Genomic DNA, 17,671 nt, shown 5'->3' with positions numbered 1-17,671 from the left:
ACTCGCAATCTGTGCGTGGACATTTATCGTGAACGCAGTCGGGGGGCGAATCGAGTTGAGGATATAGAAGGTTACGCTTCTTGTGAGGAGCAAGGACTGGTACAGAGTGAGGATACGCCTTATTGTGCAATGGAGACAGACGAGAAAAGGATTGTGATTCGTCGTGCCATTGATAACTTACCGCCCAGGTTGCGCGAGACGTTTATCCTGCACTATAGAGAGGAATTGTCTTATCCAGAGATTGCCCAACAGCAAGAGATTTCCTACGAGAATGTCTGCAAGCGCATCTCCCAGGCGCGGAAGATTTTGTGTGAGGAGTTGAGGGGATATTTTATCGAGGAGGAGGGGACGGATACGGATAAATCTGTTCCATCGACTGCAACGGAGTCGGCAATTGGGGAAATGTCCCAGGGGAATGCGCCAGTTGAAGCGACTGTGGGCGAGACGGTGACATTATCCGTTGCGGTGGAGGAAGTGGAGAGTGTTGGGGGTGAGGATGTGATCGAGGTAGTGCGTGATGTGCAGCACTCTGAGTCGGTGATAAGTGCAGCGACTAATGACGGGAAGTTAGAGGTAAAGAGTGATGGTTGTCGGTGTGTTGAGGCGGCGCTGTGTGAAAGGCTGCTTGCACCGATTTTGGCGTTGACACAATTTGAGGAAGAGACGGGAAGTTGGGGGAATTCCTGTCTGGCTGTGCTGTGGAGGCAACAACAGCTAATGGTGGGGAAAGTTGCGGGAGAATTTGTGCGATCGTCCCGCTCTCCTCCTTTGTTTTCTCTATTTTCAATCCTTTGTCCACGAATCTGTCGGGGATGAAGATGAAGGTTCGTTGGCTAGCTATGAAGTCAAAGGATTGTCGTACCATAAGAAACAATTTGGTGCCTTATGTAGGAAAAGACCTCTAATGTAAAAAATTCATAACAGTTTCCCAGAAAACGTCTTTAGATAAAGTCAAAGGAGAGAAAGCGGAACATGAATACTAACACAACTATTACTTTTAAGCCTGCACCACCTCCAAAGCCAGACTACAGTGAAATTTACACCTCACCAACTTTTCATCAACACGAACCATTGGGTAACTGCAACAAGGGTACTTACGTCGAAATTTATATTCCCGATAATCCAAATTACGGTGACAATGGTACTCTAAAAGCGGTAATTTACCTTCATGGCTTTGCCTTGGGCGCGTCTGAAATTTACCGCAGTCACCTAGAGCATCTTGTAAAACAAGGCTACTATGTGATTTATCCTAACTATCAGCATGGTTTCTGCAACTTTCCCAAGTGTCGGTTTGAAACAATTTTGGAACTGGCTGAGGAGGCTCTCCGTCCTTTCCCAATTAGTCCCCAAAAATGGATAAATTCTGCAATCAATAGTGCGGTGAATGCCTATGAACAGGTAAATCTTGTTAAACCAGAAGTAGAAACGTACCTTTTTGGTCATTCGCTCGGTGGACTTTTTGCTCTGAGCTGGAATTACTATGCTCGCGAGAAAGTACCCGTAAATATGCTGCCTAAACAAATTGTCGTTGCTGATCCAGTGCCAGACTCCGAATCCAATATTCCGAAGCGTATCCGCGAAATTATCAAAGACGTAGGAGGATTCAAAGATAAGATAGATATTCAGACAACAGGTGATTTGCTTAAAGTGCCTGTGGCAATTCTTCACGGATATGAAGACACAATTATTGACAAAGGAACTTGGAAGAAGTCATTCAAATATATAGCAAGCAATCAAAAGGCTATGTATCTTTCGTTTTCAGATGAGTATGGCTTTCCAGCCATATACGCTAATCACGAACAGGCAACCGTAGATACAAGTTTTTTGCGTGAAGTTGTTACAGAAAAATACCTAAATGGATCTGGCAAGGAAGACAATTTGAACTGGCGTTTTATATGGTACGCACTAGACCAAGTAGTTCGTGGTACTAGGGCAGATCAACTACAATTCGATATGGGCAGGTGGTCGGATGGTATACCCATAACACCAATTTTGAGGTTTTTATAAAACAAGCTCAAATGTGAGCGCTTTAATTTAATTCAAAAACCGGAGAAGAACAATCGCCTCTTGACCCCGTTTCCCCATACTCATCCTGACGAAACAGGTTCGCGCTCCTAATCTTGTAAGGTGCGTTAACCAAGCGTAACGTACCACCAATCAGAAAAAGGGATTTCTCGATATGTCTCATTATGCAAAAGTAGTTGATTATCCTGATGGGTCGTGGCCGGAACTCACCGAAATTAATTGGGAAAATTTTTTCCAGCCCCCGACTCCCTTTGAAGTTTATTTATTCCAAACATCGCTTCCTAAACCCGACGAATCATTTAACATATCCAGAGCTCTAGAGACTCTAAGACAATTAAACCGTTATCGCCAGATGCTACCAAATTTTTTCGAGGGCAAAGATGGTAGTGATGTTCTCCCTCCAGGTGTTTCAACACCTGTTGTAATTTCCTCTTTTTATGAAAATAAACCTGTGCATTTTCAGAAGGGTGGTTATTTGAATCACAAAAATGTTCGCATAGCCTTAGCTGGCGCTCAATTAAGCTTTTACTTTACGATTGAGGAAAATTTAAAATACTGGTTAAAGATTGCTCACGGTAATCTAAACCCAAGTAGAATTTTAGACATTGGCTGTGGAAATGCAACAACAACGTTTCAATATGGAGAATTATTTCCTAACGCAGAAGTTATCGGAATTGACCTCAGTCCTCCTTTTATTCGGGCTTGTAGAGAATGGAAAAAACGCAGGAAAGTCGAAAATGTTAATTTTTATCAGGCTAACGCTGAATCTACTCACTGGCCTGAGGGGTATTTTGACATTATTCATTTTACTTATGTATTGCATGAAATGCCAAGGGCAAATGCTAAACAGATTTTGAAAGAGATTCTTCGCTTGCTAAAAACGGGCGGTAGATTGAGTGTCATGGATGTAAGATATGGAGAAAAAGAAGAAAGAAAAAATACGGTTAGAAGAGGAACATTTGGAAAGTTTGGCTGTTTAGCACAACAGCTAATTGGATTTCATGGACCAGAGCCTTTTATGAATGAGTATATGGAGCTTTGTCTGCCTGCTGCTATTACAGATACAAGAATCTCTGATGAAAAGAAACAATTTATCAATTTTCATCAATACTACTCAAAAGACGGTGACGGTTTTTTTGCAGTAGCTGAAGTGGCACAAGATTAACTATAATCCGCTGTCAATTTAGTACAGCGAGTAATGGCTTGTGCTATCAGTTATGGGTTGTAAGTAAAATACGAGGTGAAAACTCCATGAAGTGTTAAAATATACAATTCAAGCAACTTGTTTTTAAACGAACCAAAATCCATAGCAAATTGAACACAGGATAAATTAAAACAATGCCGCTAACAAACAATCTAGCAGATAGTTCAGCACTATCTATTTACCAAAAGATAAAAAATAATGAGAACATTCCTGTTTTCCAAATTCTTAAGGAAACAGAAAATCAATTAATTCTAAAAGGACAAGGTACTGTTGCAGTTAGTACAATAAACAATAGAGAATTTAGTATCTATTTAAGTGCATCTGCTACAGAATTTTTTCCTGGATATGCTTTAACTGTAAATCAACAGAAGGCTACTTTTTACCGCTGTGAACAAGGAAATCAGCTAATAGAATTAAAGTCTGAGTCAGGTGTGGGTCTTGATTCAGAAGAAAAGTGTTGGTATTGGTTTAGTATTGAGAAAATTCAATGTAGTCTCGATAGTATTAACTGCCGCTTACGTTACGGCAAGGGAGAGCAGCGTGAACTAAACATCCTAATGGAGTATACACTTGATGATTGTACAGCTTCTGAGTCATGGATTGAGGATATAAAACACATTCATTTGAATCCAATTGACATAAAAGTAGGTGAAATTTGGCGAGATCCAGTAACGATTGAACCTCCCTTACTGATATTCCCTAGAGATACAATAACTATAGAGATGGCAGCAACATACAAGGGTACAGTAGTAGAAAATTTAACTAGCGAATGCCAAAAACTCTATGCCAATGTTGCTGGCAAGCAATTTCAGTTGAATACGCCAGATTTCCCCTACTTCTCAGAGGCTATTGAACAAAGCATTCAAAATCCGAAAGGGTGGTGTTATCAGACTTTAAAGAGTAAAGAAAAAGAGTTTGGGGAACCCAACCCAGATGCTACTTATCTTCGCATTACTTTAGGAGTCAATCAGGGAGAATCACCAGGAATTCCTTATGTTCTGGAAATCTGGCCAAATGGACATTACTCTCCTATTCATAATCATGCTAAAGCAAATGCAGTGATTAAAGTGCTGCATGGGGAAATAAGTGTACGGTTGTTTGACATGCTATCAGTATCTCACACAACTCCCTTTAAGACAGCAACCATAAAAGAAGGGGATATCACATGGATTACTCCAAGGCTAAATCAGACACATCAATTGCGTAACGAAAATCTGCACACTGTCTGTGTCACAGTTCAGTGTTATCTCTACAATTTAGAAGACAATTTTCATTATGAGTGCTTCGACTATATTGATAATGGTGGAAAAGATATTAAGCGTTTCTTACCGAACTCAGACATGGATTTTTTAGCTTTTAAGGAACAAATGAAAAAAGAATGGGAGAGTAGTAAATAAGCACCGATCATTATGTGTAGGAGTTTACGCAACGATCAGACTTTTCCAACTGACGCGGGCGAAATCGAGAAACCATGATGGAGACAAGGCGATCACTCCTCAGCCTAATTTGATTTAGGAGTCAGTAGGACGATCGCAATAACTCGTGTTCCATTAACAAACTAGCAGGTCAATATAATACCGGAGTTAAATAAGAGATGATCGTAAAAAAGCTGAGTGAAATTATTAATACAGCAAGAGACATTGCCTGGGGAAACGGTCAGAGTCGCAGGTTTCTTCTGGAAAGAGATGGAATGGGCTACTCACTCACAGATACTATCATTAACGCAGGCACTGAATCACTCCTAGAATACAAAAATCACATGGAAGCTTGCTACTGCATTGAAGGAGAAGGTGAAGTAGAGGCAGATGGGATTCTATATCCAATTCAACCTGGCACTATGTATGCTCTCGATAAGCACGATAAACATTATTTGAGAGCCAAGACTACCATGCGACTTGTATGCGTATTTACTCCCCCTCTGCAAGGAAATGAATCACACAACCTTCAAAGCAGCGGAAGTTCCTGTTACTAAGTTTCAGAGTACCCTAATAGTTTAGAACCATAGCTAAATATGTTTGAAACACTCAACTCAGTTCTCCAAGCTTATAAACTTAAGCCCATTAAGGAAGCTCCAGTGGAACTAGAATCAGATGAAAGCCAACCCTGTATTGTTTTCTTTACTTTGGCAGACGAAAGGCTTACATTACTTCTGGCTGCAAGTAGAATTTTACCTGAAAGGGCTTTTATCGTCACTGAACCGACTTGGTTAAAAGTTATTCAGAAAGGAGATAAATCTGTATCATATCTCCTTGAAGGGATTACAATGAATGAATTTAGTCAATGTTTTCACACCAAATTTAAAACTCCTCAGAAGATCACTTTTTTGTGTAATTTTTGTACCGAAGCAGCTTTCAGTTTTTATGAACCAGTCTACCAAGAGAAGGCTAGTAAATTTCAGTTCTACGAAGGACTGGCGGATTGTCCGATGTCAAGTGGTATAGAACTAGAAGAATATACCAATGACAAACTGCATACTCGCTTACTTGCAGCTACAAGAAATGTCAATGTACCCCAAACGATGTTTTTTGGCTTTTCTTTGGATAAATATAGCCATCATCCCGTCACTCCAAAAGTTCAATTGATTTCCCTATCCAGAAATCTTTCTAGTGATAAAATCCGAGAATATCTGACAGCATTTCCGGCTTCTCAATTTGTGATTAAGCCTTCTGGAGCCAGGTGGATGGGAAGCCGACTATGCACTATTGAATCAAAAGATAATCTGGATAGGGCTGTTGAAAACTTTAATAAATGTGTGGATTCACTCCAAGACAATGATTGCCTGCTTGTGGAGGAATTCATCAATTCAAGTATTACTAAGAATAGTAAGCTGGGTTCGAGGCTGAAGGTATTTGTTACCCGTCGCCCCAATAACGTTGTTGAAACATCTGGAATTATCTGCAATCTAGGTTATATTGACCAACCCATTAATGGAGATACTTCCGAGAGTTTTTCAATTGATTATCTGTGTAACTTGCTTCAGTTGACGAACGAGGATAAGAATCAGCTTGTTGAAAAAATTAACCGATTAGGTGAAGCGGTACTAGAGTCTATTATTGTCTACGAAAAGCAATATTTAACCCATATCTCCCAAAACAAACAAACAGATTTCATTGGTTTAGATGTTGTTTTGATAAATCACAATAATCAATTAGAACCGTTTCTAATTGAAGTCAACGAGCGCGATTGTATTAGCACCTTGCAGCTATACGAAATGCAACATTCCCCCAACAGAACTGACATCCTTGATAAATGGATAGAAACGATGTTGTACCGTTCATATCAATATATGCTAAAAGGCAAGAATATATTGATGATTGGAGGTGGAGGCTACTCAAAGCTAAACATTTTTGAATTTGCCAATCGAGTAGGTATCAATATCATTTTAGTTGATAGCGATCCTCAACATTTCGCTGTCAGCTACAGCAGCCAGTTTTTCAATGTTAACATTGACAACCATACCAAAGATATTGAAAATGCTTTAGCTATTGTGGAAGTTGTTCGTAAGCATAACACGCCTATAGATGGCGTAGTTACGTTTTGGGAAGATAATGTACCTCTGTCCTCTTTAGTAGCTAATTTTTTAGGGAAACCAAGCAACAGCTATCAATCGGCAAGCATTGCTAAGAGTAAGTTTTTAACTCATAAAAAAATCTTAGCCGTTGAACCCAGTTATGAAGCTAGAGGATTCTCCAATGGTGTAGAAGTTTTCAATTTAAAGGATGTTGCAGATGTCTATAAGATTCCGCAACATTACTATCCTCTAGTAATTAAGTTAGATACTGGAAGTGCTTCCTTTGGTGTAGAGGTAATTCAAACAGAAGAAGAATTAATAGCTAAGTTTGAAGACTATAAAAGCTATATTCAAACCGCCACACAGTATGGTGCTGGATTAGGTTTTAACTATCAAATATTTGTCACGCCTTACTTGCAAGGGTCTGAACATGATGTTGACATAATCATGTTTGATGGTGAGTTGGTAGCTGGTTATGTCACTGATAATGGGCCTACTGTGCCTACTCTCTGTAATGAAATGACGGAAATTATGCCGAGTTTGCTGGACAGAGAAAAACAAGAAAATCTGATTCATTCAGCCTGGAAAGCTTGCCACGATATTGGCTTAAAATATGGCGTTTTTTGTGTAGACGTAATTTACACATCGCTAGGCGTAAAAATTTTAGAAATCAATGCCAGGATGGGGGGTTTTTATGTATCTAAATGGCAATTTAATATACGGGATGTCAACCTAATTTTGTATTCCTACCTAATTGCTTGCCGGATAAAACCGTTTGTGAATCAAAGTAGTTTACCACGAATCTGCTACAATGGTTTTCTTTGTTATACATCCTTACATAAACACATAATAGATGAAGCAAAGCTGAAAGAGTTGTCGTCAGATTCAAATTTCTTTATCAGTATTTTAGAGAAAGAAATCCCCGCTGAAGAGAAATATGAAGTTCCCTATGCTTCTGTAGCGGTTTGCTCTCAAAATATTGCAGAGGGAAAGCAGAAAATGAAGAGGTTTTTAGAGGAACATTCTCTCACAAGGGAAGAATATAGGTTCATCTGTGAGGAGTAAATTATTGGCTCTACAACTAGGCGTTAGGAATCTATGTAGGCGGGCAGAATTAAACGAACAATGTCAGATGCTGTAACCCTCTTGCTGTAAGGGAATTAGCTTTTCTGTTTTGGCGTTTATTTAGGCTCACCTACTTATTTACTTGCAAGCGTCGAGAAGCAAGGAAATCTGACAAATGAGACAGCCAGCGATGATGGTAGGTACATGATAAAAGGTACACAAGTATGTCAAAAATCTTCTAACTCGAAAACTTCAGAAAGAGACGGCGAGAATCGTCTAAATAGTAGAAACCCAAAATGGCAATAACGAAAAAAAATAAATATCACGGAGGAATATCCCATGTCGAATTAAAGGGAAACTGACCCCAATAGTTCCCCACACAAAACTCAGGTAAAAAAAGCAAAGTAATCATGGAGGAATAAAAATATGCAATCACTCAAGAACACGATTAACACGATTAAAAGAGTCTTACCCGCAGCGTCGTATATGCTAACACCGTATAAACCAAGCACGCAAATACAATCCAAGACTGACGCACTAGGAAATGCAAAGACATATTTTCTAAGTTGTGCCGAAAAGTTCAAAACATATGTGCAAAAAAGCCCCGAAAAAAGTATAGTGGTAGACCTCAAGTTGCGGACTAAGCAAGATTGGGTAAAAAACCTGGTGGAGAAGGCGGGGCAAATCCACCCGGAAGAAAAGGGAGGCATACCGGGAACATACACAGCACGATATGAATTTGAGCGCGAAATACCGGCGCACTTCGGTGCAGTAGTAACAGTCGTGTGGGACGGGGAGTACGCACAAAAGATAATAGGGGAAGACAAGCTAAACACAAAAAGAGAGACATATGAAGCTTTTGATTTCTGTAGCCGAAATACGGGATATGTCGGAAGCAGGCCAGAGGCGATTATTCTGGGAGAAGATGGGAAACCGAACGGAAAAACGCAAGGGGACGAGTTGGTTAAGCTAATGGGTCTAGATCCAGTGGGCATAACAAACCCCGAGGAGTACAAAATAAAAGCGAAGGTAGGGGGAAAGGAAATCGAGTGCGTGGTAAGAACATGGATAGCCATAACGGCTATGGAACATATGTTCAAGGGAGTGGTAGAAAAAATCGTGATAGCGATACCGCAGAAGGGAGTACTAAGGGTGATGATTGGATACGGCACTTCAAGGGAGTATGGAACGGAATACCTGAATGAGATATTAGGAGAGAGCTTGTGGAGACAGGTAGCGAACGAGATGTATTGGCAGTATGTGATCGAGAAAAAGAAAATCAATGAAAGCGATGTGTTAAAGAAGATGTCATGGAACATGGGAGCGCTGGTCACGGATCAAGGAGAAGTAAACCAGATGACAGAAGTGGAGAAAGCGTTTGAAGCACATGTCAAAAACCGAACAGTCCTGACACTCATGTCCGTCATAAGATTGATGTGGGAGACAGATAAGAAATCGTAGAAAACCCAGAGGAAAAAAGCACCAGAGCGAGCGGACACGCACCGGCAAATATACCTAATCCGAATCCAAACCCCAAAAAGTACAAATTGTCAAGTAAGACAAAATCAGAACTCCGCTCGCTCCTTCCCCTTCCTCCCCTAATTCAACCCCCGACACCCCGCTCCTAACCCATCTCCACCACCGGCGAGCGTATTCCCCAATGCGACTCGCCAGCGCACCTCGCTTGTAAAGCCGGGAAACGCGCTCGACAAACCGTTCCACCGTCACCCGCGCCACTCCCAACCCCGGCGGCGCTTACCCGATATCCCCAAAAATCGAACCCCCGCGATATCCGCCCGATAAAGGTCTTGTCCGGGTGCTTCTCCACTTTTTACGTGATAGTCCTGGCGGCGATCGCACAGCCACTCATACGCCGCTTCAATAACCTCATCGCTAGTGACTCGTTCGATTAACCTCATTCGATTCCCAGATAATCAGATGAAAAAGATGAGTTGACATTCTCCCAGCCGAAACTGTCCCGTTTCTAGGTATATCGCATTCTGGTGCGATCGCGGCTGGTGGAGTTTGGGGATAAGGGGTGCGATCGCACCTTGTTCCGCTTATCGCGCTCATCTCATAGGGGGCATCAAGTTAGAAAAAAAGCCTCGAACTCGAAAAATTCAGAAAGTGACTTTAGGAATCGTCTTAAAGTAGAAACTACCAGTGCCATCCCTCCTCTTTTTTACTTGAAGAAAGGCAATCGTTTTTTGGTTAAGCTTGACAACAAGAGAAGCGATCGCACAAAGCGCAGTCCTAGAGGCGATAGCGCAAGCGCTGTTGCGTTAGCAGATCGCTTCTTTTATTACATCCTGTGGGCTAGCGCAATAAGCTGTCAATTTTTCAGCTTTGGAATAAGGGGTATGAGGCTGATACAATTTATGCTTTGACTGTGTTGTTACCTCGGATAGTTCAATTTATTTTCTCTTCAAAAAAGGTATTCACGGAAGATTTACATATTACAGCTATATTCTGATTGACATCCTCTTTAAGGCATAAGTTATCTTCGTAATATGTCCACAATTTTGCAGCAGATTAATGAAGCCAATATCAATTTATAAGGAATTGTTTGTGCGTAACAGTAAGCTATTTGTCTGGGTATTTATGCCTCACCGCGTCACAGAACAAGGGTTAATCAGCCAACTAGGTGACGAAACTCCGTTGTATCGTCAAGAACTAGCAGATGTCTTTGCAGAACTTGGCTTGAAGTGGAAGTGGCAGCCAATCACCTTGGAAAATATGCACGCCGTTGTTGAGGAAGTGGCTGCTTCCGCCAATGAGTACATTCCTGTAGTGCTGAACTATTGCGTTGGGGATGAGGATACCAACTACCCTGGCACTTGCGTTTACAAACTGCTAGAAGCTAAAGGTATCGCTTCTACAGGAGCAGATTTTGACTCTATGGAACTGAGCACCTCCAAAATTAGGATGAAGCGTGCCTTTGTTGAAGCGGGTGTACCGACGGCTCCCTATGAAGTTATTGCTGACCCTAGCCGCGTTCGAGGAGTTTGCGATCGCCTTGGCACTCCCCTGATTGTCAAACCAGCCATGTCTTTTGAAAGCCGAGGACTTTCTTTACAATCAGTTGTCCACAGCGACGAACAGCTCAGCGAACAGGTTCAGCGATTGCTCTGTGGACAGCACGGAATGCAATTTCCGCCAGACAGCATTTTTGTGGAACGATTTATCAATGGTTCTGAGTTTACAGTCTTCCTAATCGGTTCTGTCCATCAGCCAGAAAGCATCAAAATCTACCCACCTGTGGAACGGGTGTTTCACTCCAGCTTGCCTGAAACCGAACGGTTTTTGTCTTACGAGCGCTACCACGGAAAGTGCGAAAGAGAAACTCCCCTGTCACCGGAAGCAACACTCTTTCATTGTCAACGGGTCAATCCAACCCTGCATGACAGGCTTTGCGACTTAGCCAAACGCGCCTACTGTGCAGTTGGTGGTAACGGATTTGGGCGAGTCGATGTGCGGATGGACAAAGCATCCCAACAACTCTTTGTCCTTGAGGTGAATCCTAACTGCGACATCACTGGCGATCGAAGAAGTTCGGTTGGCAAGATTTTGCACCTTTCTGGTACATCGTTTGCACAACTGATGTCAGAAATCATTGCGGCGGCATTGGCTCGGACTAAAACATCTTGTCTATCTTTGAAAAGGTAAATTGGAATGAAAATAGTACCATCTTTATTGGAAACCTGGTTGCTTCAGTATCAAAATGCTCCCTACAATCTTGGGGAAAGTGGTGTCACGAATCTATCCGTCGGGGAGCTAATCAGTCTGACGGGGTGTTCTGTAGAAGAGTTATACCAGCTTAGTTTGGAAAATAACGACACCTATGGTTCTTTAGGCTTAAGAAAAGCGATCGCCTCCTTTTATGAAGGTGTAACTCCTGACTCAATTTTAGTCACCTCTGGAACAACCGAAGCCATCTTGATTTATTTTCATGTTCGCTATCAGCCAGGAGCTAATGTAGTAGTTCCCGTGCCAGCATTCCACATCTTGCATGAAGTCCCCAGTTTTCTTGGCTATGAGGTTCGCTATTTACAACTGCGACCAGAAAACAACTTTAGACTGAATCTAGAGGACTTATCAAAATTAGTCGATGACAAAACCGAGGTTATTGTACTCAATAGCCCTCACAATCCTACCGGAGTAGTATACTCTGACGAGGAAATCAAAGCCGTATTAGAGCTAGCCCAAAAACACAACGCCCAAATCCTTTCTGACGAGCATTATCGCTTCCTTCCACACACTAACAATATTGATATCTTACCCTCTTTGTATGGTAGAGCGCCCAACGTAGTTGCGCTGGGTTCTCCCGGCAAGTGCTTCGGCTGTATTGGTTTACGAATCGGATGGTTGATTGGCTCAAAAGAGGTAATAGACGCTTGCCATAATTTTAAAGATTACACCACTCATACAGTTTGCCCTATCAATGATTTTCTTGCCAAATCTGCCCTGCTCAACTGGAAGCAAATTATTCCTAAATATAAGGGGTGGATTTCACAGAACTTGCTTCAGTTCAATAATTTTGTTGAGCAACATAGTGATGTGATAGGTTGGGTTAAGCCAGATGCAGGAACGGTGGCATTTCCCTTTTTCAAGGATAAATCCCTTAAAAGTGACCTATTTGCTCAAAAATTAGTAGAAGAAACTGGGGTGTTAGTTCTTCCTGGAGAGGCTTTTGATATGCCAGGTTTCTTTAGGATTAGTTTCGGAGTTGATCCAGAGCTATTTACTACAGCTTTGAATGCTTTTTCACGAATTTTAAGAGACTATTCACCAAGTCAATCTTAAGCGCTCAACCGTAGTTGTAATATTTTTAGTTGCAACAGCTCAGAGTTTTCCATCTTTGCCTTGTCTAAGATAGCCTAGCTAACAACAAATCCACAACTATTGCTTTTAATTTTCGATTGAATCACATTAATTAGGTCTTTTGCCTATCTCTATCTATATCTATTAATGCCCATCCTAGTGGGCATCAAGTTTCTTTATCCATTTCTTGAGAACCTTTGCCAATGATAGTTTCAGTCCCTCCCACCGAGTCATCAGAAATAGCACTTGCCTATAGTAACAATATTGTGAAAGAAAAGTATGATCGGTATAAATTTTATCAGGAGATTACCAGCCAGATAAGAGACCTAACAAAGCTAGATAATTGGCATGGTATACTAGCCTTGTTTGAAGACTATTTCATCATCCTTACCAGTATCCTGATTACTTGCCATGTCACATGGTTTTTCTACCCACTAGCGCTTCTGCTAATTGGGTCTCGCCAGCGAGCTTTAGCCACTCTAGTACATGAGAGCGCTCATGGAGTACTAGCTAAAAACAAATCGTTGAACTGGGTACTCGGTACATTCTGCTCCGGATACCTGATTTTCCAGCAGATGATTGTCTATAAGAAGTCCCACTGCTCCTTGCATCACAGATACTTGGGCAACCCTGAACTAGACCCTGATTTTAAGCTTTATCGAGAAGCAGGACTGTACGAGCCACTTAGCCCTAGAGACTTTCTCCTGAAGCATATCATCCAGCCCCTGCTGCTGTTAAAAGTACCGCGTTACTTGGTCTATATAGCTAAACATAGACTCTTCTCCAAAGAAGGCAACCGTCAAGAAAGTCTCATCATGTTCGCCTATCTACTTACCCTTATTGGGGCATCTATCTGGTTTGGATTTTGGGACGAACTAATCTTATTTTGGTTAGTTCCCTACATCACCGTGTTTCAAGTTTTAGGATGGTTCATCGAACTGGGCGAACATTACCCACTCGTGGGAAACAGCACAGTCGATCTGTACATGACAAGGAATCGTTTTAGCCCCTGGTATGAGGCATTCTTTACCAGTATGCACGGCGAGAACTTTCACTTAGTCCATCATTTACTGCCCTCTATACCGTTCTGGAACCTACCGAAGGCACACCAAATTCTTCTTACTGATGCTAACTACCTTCGGCACAACAGCCAAACGGGAGGAATATTTTTCCCTTCAAATGGTGCTCCCAGTATCGTGTCAAGCTTTATTGAGTACGTGAGGGAATCTGGCTAACCATAACACAACAGTCTAACGGCTGTCCTTCGTCCCCGATACACTTAGCCTGACCCTAATCAGGCGATCGCACAGGCAGCGGGTAATTGCTCCATCCAGTAGTGCGTGATCGCCCCAAAGGGGCACGGCGAAGCGATCGCTTGAAACGTCACCCTCGAATACAGCCTGAAACTCGCCAAGTCCAAACTGACTCCTTCATAAACCTTTACAAACAGTTGAAATATTTGACAGACCACTAGCTTTTTCATTGATCTGTTGACGTTGGGATACCTCATAGCCGACATCCACGCTATCTGCGACGGTTCGGTCAAACAGTCGGCGGTTCTTCCCCAATCGCCTCATAAAAAGCCCGCTCCGCCGCCGCTGCCAGAGCACGTTTAGCGTAACGCTTAAAATTAGCCTCAGACTTATGACGAGTCAAGGTGCGAGCATGAAGGCTATCAATACCAGAAAGCAGGAGCTTTGTCGCATAAGTGTGCCTCAAGCGATGGGGCGTCAGGTTCGCAATACCCGCCAATTCCCCCAACTCCTTAATCGTATAGTAAATCCCCTGATATCCCAGTCGTTCTCCTTTACCGGGAACTGGACTTTGAGACAAAAACAGCGGACGATGCTTGGCGTAGCGCTCTCCCGCGTGCCGTCGCTCCTTTAAGTAAGCATTCAAACAGTCGCGGGCTTGTCGGTTGAGAGGAACCGTCCCCCCACTGTCATCTTTCCCTTGGCGAATCGTCAAGCGTATCCCATCATAATCTCCCAGAGAAAGCGCCGCCACCTCTCCCGCTCGCAGCCCGTGCAGCAGAACCGCCAACAGCGCCGCCTCTCGGCATTGACTAGCTAGCGGCAGCCGTTTAATCCCCTGCCAAAGTGCATCAACTTCCGTATCACTCAGGTCAAACGCTGGTGGCGAAGACAACTTAAGCAGTGCAACCGAGGCGGTGGGATTGCTATTCATCGTGTCGGGATACGCCTTAACCAACCAACTAAAAAAACTTTTCAGAGCACAAAGCGCCCGATTCACCGAACTAGGAGCCAAAGACTTTTCCAAATACTCCTTATACTGAACAATTTGCCGGGGCGTAATTTGACTAATCGGGCGCTCCGTCCACACCAAAAAGCGTCGCAGTTCCCGACGGTAAGCTTTTTGGCTGTTGGCAGTTAGCGATCGCGCTCTCAAAAATTCCTCAACCCGCACATACCGCAAATCAATCAGACCAGCACTCTTTACCGATGCTGGCGCTTGAGGATTAGGGAAAGACGAATCGGGTTGAGCCGGCATGGGAAATCGAAGGAGAGCGCCGTTTCTATTGTCCCCCAGAAGCTACCCCCACCATGTAAAATAACGAAACATTATCTTACTTGCATCAAACTATCAGATAAACTAGTTGACACTCCCTCGTCTCAGGCGAGGGATTCTTCTTTCATCCAGAAGCCTTAGAATATTGATTTTCATCAATACACGCCTAGGGCCAACTGTCCGGAAGCGTTTACCCAGTATTCCTGGGAGATTCGCGTATGCCCTACGCTAGTCTTAGCCTTGATCAAAATATTTATGGCTGCATTCCAGTCCCTATCGAGGACAGCACCACAGCTACAAACATGAGTACGGGTACTCAAAGACTTTTTAACCCTAGCGCCGCAGCAAGAGCAATCCTGCGAGGTGAAGCTAGGGTTTATTGCTACCAATTCTCTACCAAATAGGTTGGCAAAGTATTCCAGCCATTCGCGGAATATTGTCCAACCAGCATCTGATATTGATTTAGCTAACTTGTGGTTCTTAACCAGTCCTCGAACATTTAAATCCTCAATCGCCACGAAATCGTTAGATTTCATTACGCATCTTGCTAGTTTAACCGCAAAATCTTTACGTTGGCGACTGACTTTTAAATGCTGCCTGCCCAGCCTTTGCTGGGCTTTTTTCCGATTCTGACTACCTTTTGTGCATTTAGAGAGTCGGCGTTGTAGTCGTTTTAACCTTCTCTCAGACTTTCTGAGAAAACGAGGGTTGTTTACCTGGACTCCATCAGAGTCGGTGTAGAAATGGTTGAGTCCAACATCTAAGCCAATCTGCTTATTTGTCTGCTCAACGCTTTCCCGACGTTCTACGTCAATACAAAACTGAGCATAGTAACCATCAGCCCGTTTGATCAGGCGAATCCGCTTGATTTGGGATTGGTGATAGAAATGCAGGTTCCGCGTTCCGACCAGTTTTAAGCGACCAATGCCTGTTTTGTCGGTAATAGTCAGATACTTTCTGTCATCAGAGAGCTTCCAGCCACTTGTCTTATACTCGACTGAGCGACAGTTTTTCTTAAACTTTGGAAAGCCCTTCTTGCCTTTAACCTTCTTTTTGCAATTATCGTAGAATCGACTGATGCCAGCCCAAGCGCGTACCCTTCGGGAAGGCTTCGCCAACAGCAGAAGCTTGACGCGCCATTGAATTTAAAGCAGCAGTAAAAGGATACTCTGGAGCTTCTGCTAAAACCTTAGTGTACCTGTTTAAAGCATACCGATCAACCTTTTCCTCTCTCGGAGCGTCTAACCAGTATCGCAAGCATTTGTTGCGAATGAACTGACATATCCTTATGGCTTCATCTATGGCTCTAAGTTGAGCTTTAGATGCTTTTGCTTTAAATTCGTAAACTAGCATCGTCTCGACCTGTCGATGTGTTATTTTAACAGTATCACTCTAGTCGTCATTGAACCAGTATTAACTTCTGTTTACAAGAAAAGGGTTTTGTGGACAGGTTCTTATTTTGTCTCTAGCTGCGGTGGCGTTACAATAGAAAGACTTAAGGTTTACATCCAGGATCAACAATGTCCTGATTCATCCCGTCGCTGAAAGCGAGGGTCTTCTCAGGACAGCGAGAGATAACTATTAGAAAATTAAATGATTGGGTAGTGCTAACTACAGTTTGATAAATGTCAAATCGGGGACATGGAATACCCCGATTTGACTCGCCTTAAGTGCGGCTAAGAATAGGGATAGGATGGGGAACCTATCGCCGAATAAGCTAAATGCGCGAACCCACAAGTATGGACGTTTGCCCTTTAATCACCTGTCGCAGGGCAGTGACCAAGTCGGTGGTTCGGTCGTGCGGACACGGTTTGTCCATCAAAAAGACCGCTGTGCGGTCAATGCCGAGCGCTTGCCATAATGGTGCAAGGTGTTGAAGTTTGTTTTGTTTGGCTTCAACGGCCTTGGGGTTGGTGGTGATATCCAAGGCGACAATCCAGCCAAATAGCTGCACGCAGGAGTCGATTCCGTAGACGTAATCGAGGATAACCTCCGCCGGAACCGATTTCCAGTTAAGATGAAGGTAATAGCGATTTTCCTGGCGTACAGGAATTCCGTATTCTGCCAAAAGATACGGCAGGGAGAGCGCCAAACGCTGGCGTCCGATAGCCGAATTATTGGCAACTTGAATGAGTTTTTGGGAGCTGAATTTCACTCGTTTAAGTTTGTGACAAGCCGCAACGAGCTGGTTGAATAAATTTTCTCCAGCTAAACCACAGATGGTTGTAGTATTATTCACGTTGATTGCCCTGAATTGTGTCATTAATCAGGCGCATAGCGCTCTATTATTCAGGGAAGGGAATTTGCTTAAAAAAAATAACCCCCATGCCGTTGGCACAGGGGTTGATTGATTAGTTATTAATTAAAGGGAAAGGGGATAGTTGTTCAACGACTCCACCCTGCTACACTTCGCCTGACGGCTCCGTTTCGCCGAGGGTGGAGATTGCATCTATCGTCCAGCGCAGCTCCGAATACCTCGAAAGGCGTTCGGCTTTGCCTTCATCCGACGACGCATT

General features: G+C 43.0%; 15 protein-coding genes and 2 pseudogenes. 11 read left to right on the top strand and 6 right to left on the bottom strand.

Going from position 1 to position 17,671, the window contains the following annotated elements; translation table 11 throughout:
• The 7 genes from ACLGGO_RS31740 to ACLGGO_RS31710 form a co-directional block, all read left to right on the top strand.
• Nucleotides 1-816, top strand: an 816-nt coding sequence (locus tag ACLGGO_RS31740) for an RNA polymerase sigma factor (protein WP_446422296.1), incomplete at its 5' end; no start/stop codon positions are given.
• Between the two features lie 156 nt (nt 817-972).
• The gene (locus ACLGGO_RS31735; protein ID WP_446422295.1) at nt 973-2,007 is read left to right on the top strand and encodes a hypothetical protein; all 1,035 of its coding nucleotides are present in this window, start codon (nt 973-975) and stop codon (nt 2,005-2,007) included.
• Between the two features lie 172 nt (nt 2,008-2,179).
• Nucleotides 2,180-3,190 carry a class I SAM-dependent methyltransferase gene (locus tag ACLGGO_RS31730; protein ID WP_446422294.1) on the top strand — a complete coding sequence of 337 codons (1,011 nt, stop codon included), beginning with the start codon at nt 2,180-2,182 and terminating at the stop codon, nt 3,188-3,190.
• A 173-nt stretch (nt 3,191-3,363) separates the two neighbouring features.
• The gene (locus tag ACLGGO_RS31725; RefSeq protein WP_446422293.1) at nt 3,364-4,626 is read left to right on the top strand and encodes a cysteine dioxygenase; all 1,263 of its coding nucleotides are present in this window, start codon (nt 3,364-3,366) and stop codon (nt 4,624-4,626) included.
• A 197-nt stretch (nt 4,627-4,823) separates the two neighbouring features.
• Nucleotides 4,824-5,201 (top strand): ectoine synthase, encoded by a 378-nt coding sequence (locus ACLGGO_RS31720; protein WP_446422292.1) that lies wholly within the window; start codon nt 4,824-4,826, stop codon nt 5,199-5,201.
• A gap of 39 nt (nt 5,202-5,240) precedes the next feature.
• Nucleotides 5,241-7,805 (top strand): ATP-grasp domain-containing protein, encoded by a 2,565-nt coding sequence (locus tag ACLGGO_RS31715; protein ID WP_446422291.1) that lies wholly within the window; start codon nt 5,241-5,243, stop codon nt 7,803-7,805.
• 426 nt (nt 7,806-8,231) lie between these two features.
• Nucleotides 8,232-9,266, top strand: coding sequence for a hypothetical protein (locus ACLGGO_RS31710; RefSeq protein ID WP_446422290.1), 1,035 nt, complete (start codon nt 8,232-8,234; stop codon nt 9,264-9,266).
• A gap of 263 nt (nt 9,267-9,529) precedes the next feature.
• On the opposite strand, the gene ACLGGO_RS31705 is transcribed toward ACLGGO_RS31710, so the two are convergent.
• Nucleotides 9,530-9,724, bottom strand: coding sequence for a hypothetical protein (locus tag ACLGGO_RS31705; protein WP_446422289.1), 195 nt, complete (start codon nt 9,722-9,724; stop codon nt 9,530-9,532).
• Nucleotides 9,699-9,878, bottom strand: coding sequence for a hypothetical protein (locus tag ACLGGO_RS31700; RefSeq protein WP_446422288.1), 180 nt, complete (start codon nt 9,876-9,878; stop codon nt 9,699-9,701). Before ACLGGO_RS31700 ends, ACLGGO_RS31705 begins: the two co-directional genes overlap by 26 nt.
• 462 nt (nt 9,879-10,340) lie before the next feature.
• On the opposite strand from ACLGGO_RS31700, the gene ACLGGO_RS31695 reads away from it, so the two are divergent.
• The 3 genes from ACLGGO_RS31695 to gntB all read left to right on the top strand — a co-directional run bounded on the left by ACLGGO_RS31695 (nt 10,341) and on the right by gntB (nt 13,861).
• Nucleotides 10,341-11,471: a D-alanine--D-alanine ligase family protein gene (locus ACLGGO_RS31695; protein WP_446422287.1), complete on the top strand. Its 1,131-nt coding sequence runs from the start codon at nt 10,341-10,343 to the stop codon at nt 11,469-11,471.
• A gap of 6 nt (nt 11,472-11,477) precedes the next feature.
• Nucleotides 11,478-12,608: a guanitoxin biosynthesis PLP-dependent (S)-gamma-hydroxy-L-arginine cyclodehydratase GntC gene (gntC, locus tag ACLGGO_RS31690; protein WP_446422286.1), complete on the top strand. Its 1,131-nt coding sequence runs from the start codon at nt 11,478-11,480 to the stop codon at nt 12,606-12,608.
• A gap of 221 nt (nt 12,609-12,829) precedes the next feature.
• Nucleotides 12,830-13,861 carry a guanitoxin biosynthesis L-arginine gamma (S) hydroxylase gene (gntB, locus tag ACLGGO_RS31685; protein ID WP_446422285.1) on the top strand — a complete coding sequence of 344 codons (1,032 nt, stop codon included), beginning with the start codon at nt 12,830-12,832 and terminating at the stop codon, nt 13,859-13,861.
• A 59-nt stretch (nt 13,862-13,920) separates the two neighbouring features.
• On the opposite strand, the gene ACLGGO_RS31680 is transcribed toward gntB, so the two are convergent.
• From ACLGGO_RS31680 to ACLGGO_RS31670, 3 genes and pseudogenes are all read right to left on the bottom strand, one after another.
• Nucleotides 13,921-14,109, bottom strand: coding sequence for a hypothetical protein (locus tag ACLGGO_RS31680; protein ID WP_446422284.1), 189 nt, complete (start codon nt 14,107-14,109; stop codon nt 13,921-13,923).
• Between the two features lie 59 nt (nt 14,110-14,168).
• A complete protein-coding gene (locus ACLGGO_RS31675) occupies nt 14,169-15,137 on the bottom strand; it encodes a tyrosine-type recombinase/integrase (protein WP_446422283.1) in 969 nt (322 codons plus the stop codon).
• A gap of 173 nt (nt 15,138-15,310) precedes the next feature.
• Nucleotides 15,311-16,508: pseudogene (locus tag ACLGGO_RS31670) on the bottom strand (RNA-guided endonuclease InsQ/TnpB family protein).
• 72 nt (nt 16,509-16,580) lie between these two features.
• Between ACLGGO_RS31670 and ACLGGO_RS31665 the strand changes: the two are divergent.
• Nucleotides 16,581-16,700, top strand: a pseudogene (locus ACLGGO_RS31665) (transposase); the annotation flags it as partial.
• 172 nt (nt 16,701-16,872) lie between these two features.
• Here ACLGGO_RS31665 and ACLGGO_RS31660 read toward each other — a convergent pair.
• On the bottom strand, nt 16,873-17,394 hold the full coding sequence (locus ACLGGO_RS31660; RefSeq protein ID WP_446394636.1) for a hypothetical protein: 522 nt from the start codon (nt 17,392-17,394) through the stop codon (nt 16,873-16,875).
• Nucleotides 17,395-17,671: the final 277 nt, after the last annotated feature.

This window comes from Coleofasciculus sp. (genome assembly GCF_046565525.1).
In the GTDB taxonomy this organism is placed as follows: Bacteria; Cyanobacteriota; Cyanobacteriia; order Cyanobacteriales; family Coleofasciculaceae; genus Coleofasciculus.
This window is presented reverse-complemented; position numbering and strand designations above follow the sequence as displayed.

Bases quoted from the DNA above. Each gene is read 5' to 3' on its own strand.
- ACLGGO_RS31735 (WP_446422295.1), top strand. From the start codon at position 973: ATGAATACTAACACAACTATTACTTTTAAGCCTGCACCACCTCCAAAG.
- ACLGGO_RS31730 (WP_446422294.1), top strand. From the start codon at position 2,180: ATGTCTCATTATGCAAAAGTAGTTGATTATCCTGATGGGTCGTGGCCG.
- ACLGGO_RS31725 (WP_446422293.1), top strand. From the start codon at position 3,364: ATGCCGCTAACAAACAATCTAGCAGATAGTTCAGCACTATCTATTTAC.
- ACLGGO_RS31720 (WP_446422292.1), top strand. From the start codon at position 4,824: ATGATCGTAAAAAAGCTGAGTGAAATTATTAATACAGCAAGAGACATT.
- ACLGGO_RS31715 (WP_446422291.1), top strand. From the start codon at position 5,241: ATGTTTGAAACACTCAACTCAGTTCTCCAAGCTTATAAACTTAAGCCC.
- ACLGGO_RS31710 (WP_446422290.1), top strand. From the start codon at position 8,232: ATGCAATCACTCAAGAACACGATTAACACGATTAAAAGAGTCTTACCC.
- ACLGGO_RS31705 (WP_446422289.1), bottom strand. From the start codon at position 9,724: ATGAGGTTAATCGAACGAGTCACTAGCGATGAGGTTATTGAAGCGGCG.
- ACLGGO_RS31700 (WP_446422288.1), bottom strand. From the start codon at position 9,878: ATGAGCGCGATAAGCGGAACAAGGTGCGATCGCACCCCTTATCCCCAA.
- ACLGGO_RS31695 (WP_446422287.1), top strand. From the start codon at position 10,341: ATGAAGCCAATATCAATTTATAAGGAATTGTTTGTGCGTAACAGTAAG.
- gntC (WP_446422286.1), top strand. From the start codon at position 11,478: ATGAAAATAGTACCATCTTTATTGGAAACCTGGTTGCTTCAGTATCAA.
- gntB (WP_446422285.1), top strand. From the start codon at position 12,830: ATGATAGTTTCAGTCCCTCCCACCGAGTCATCAGAAATAGCACTTGCC.
- ACLGGO_RS31680 (WP_446422284.1), bottom strand. From the start codon at position 14,109: ATGAAAAAGCTAGTGGTCTGTCAAATATTTCAACTGTTTGTAAAGGTT.
- ACLGGO_RS31675 (WP_446422283.1), bottom strand. From the start codon at position 15,137: ATGCCGGCTCAACCCGATTCGTCTTTCCCTAATCCTCAAGCGCCAGCA.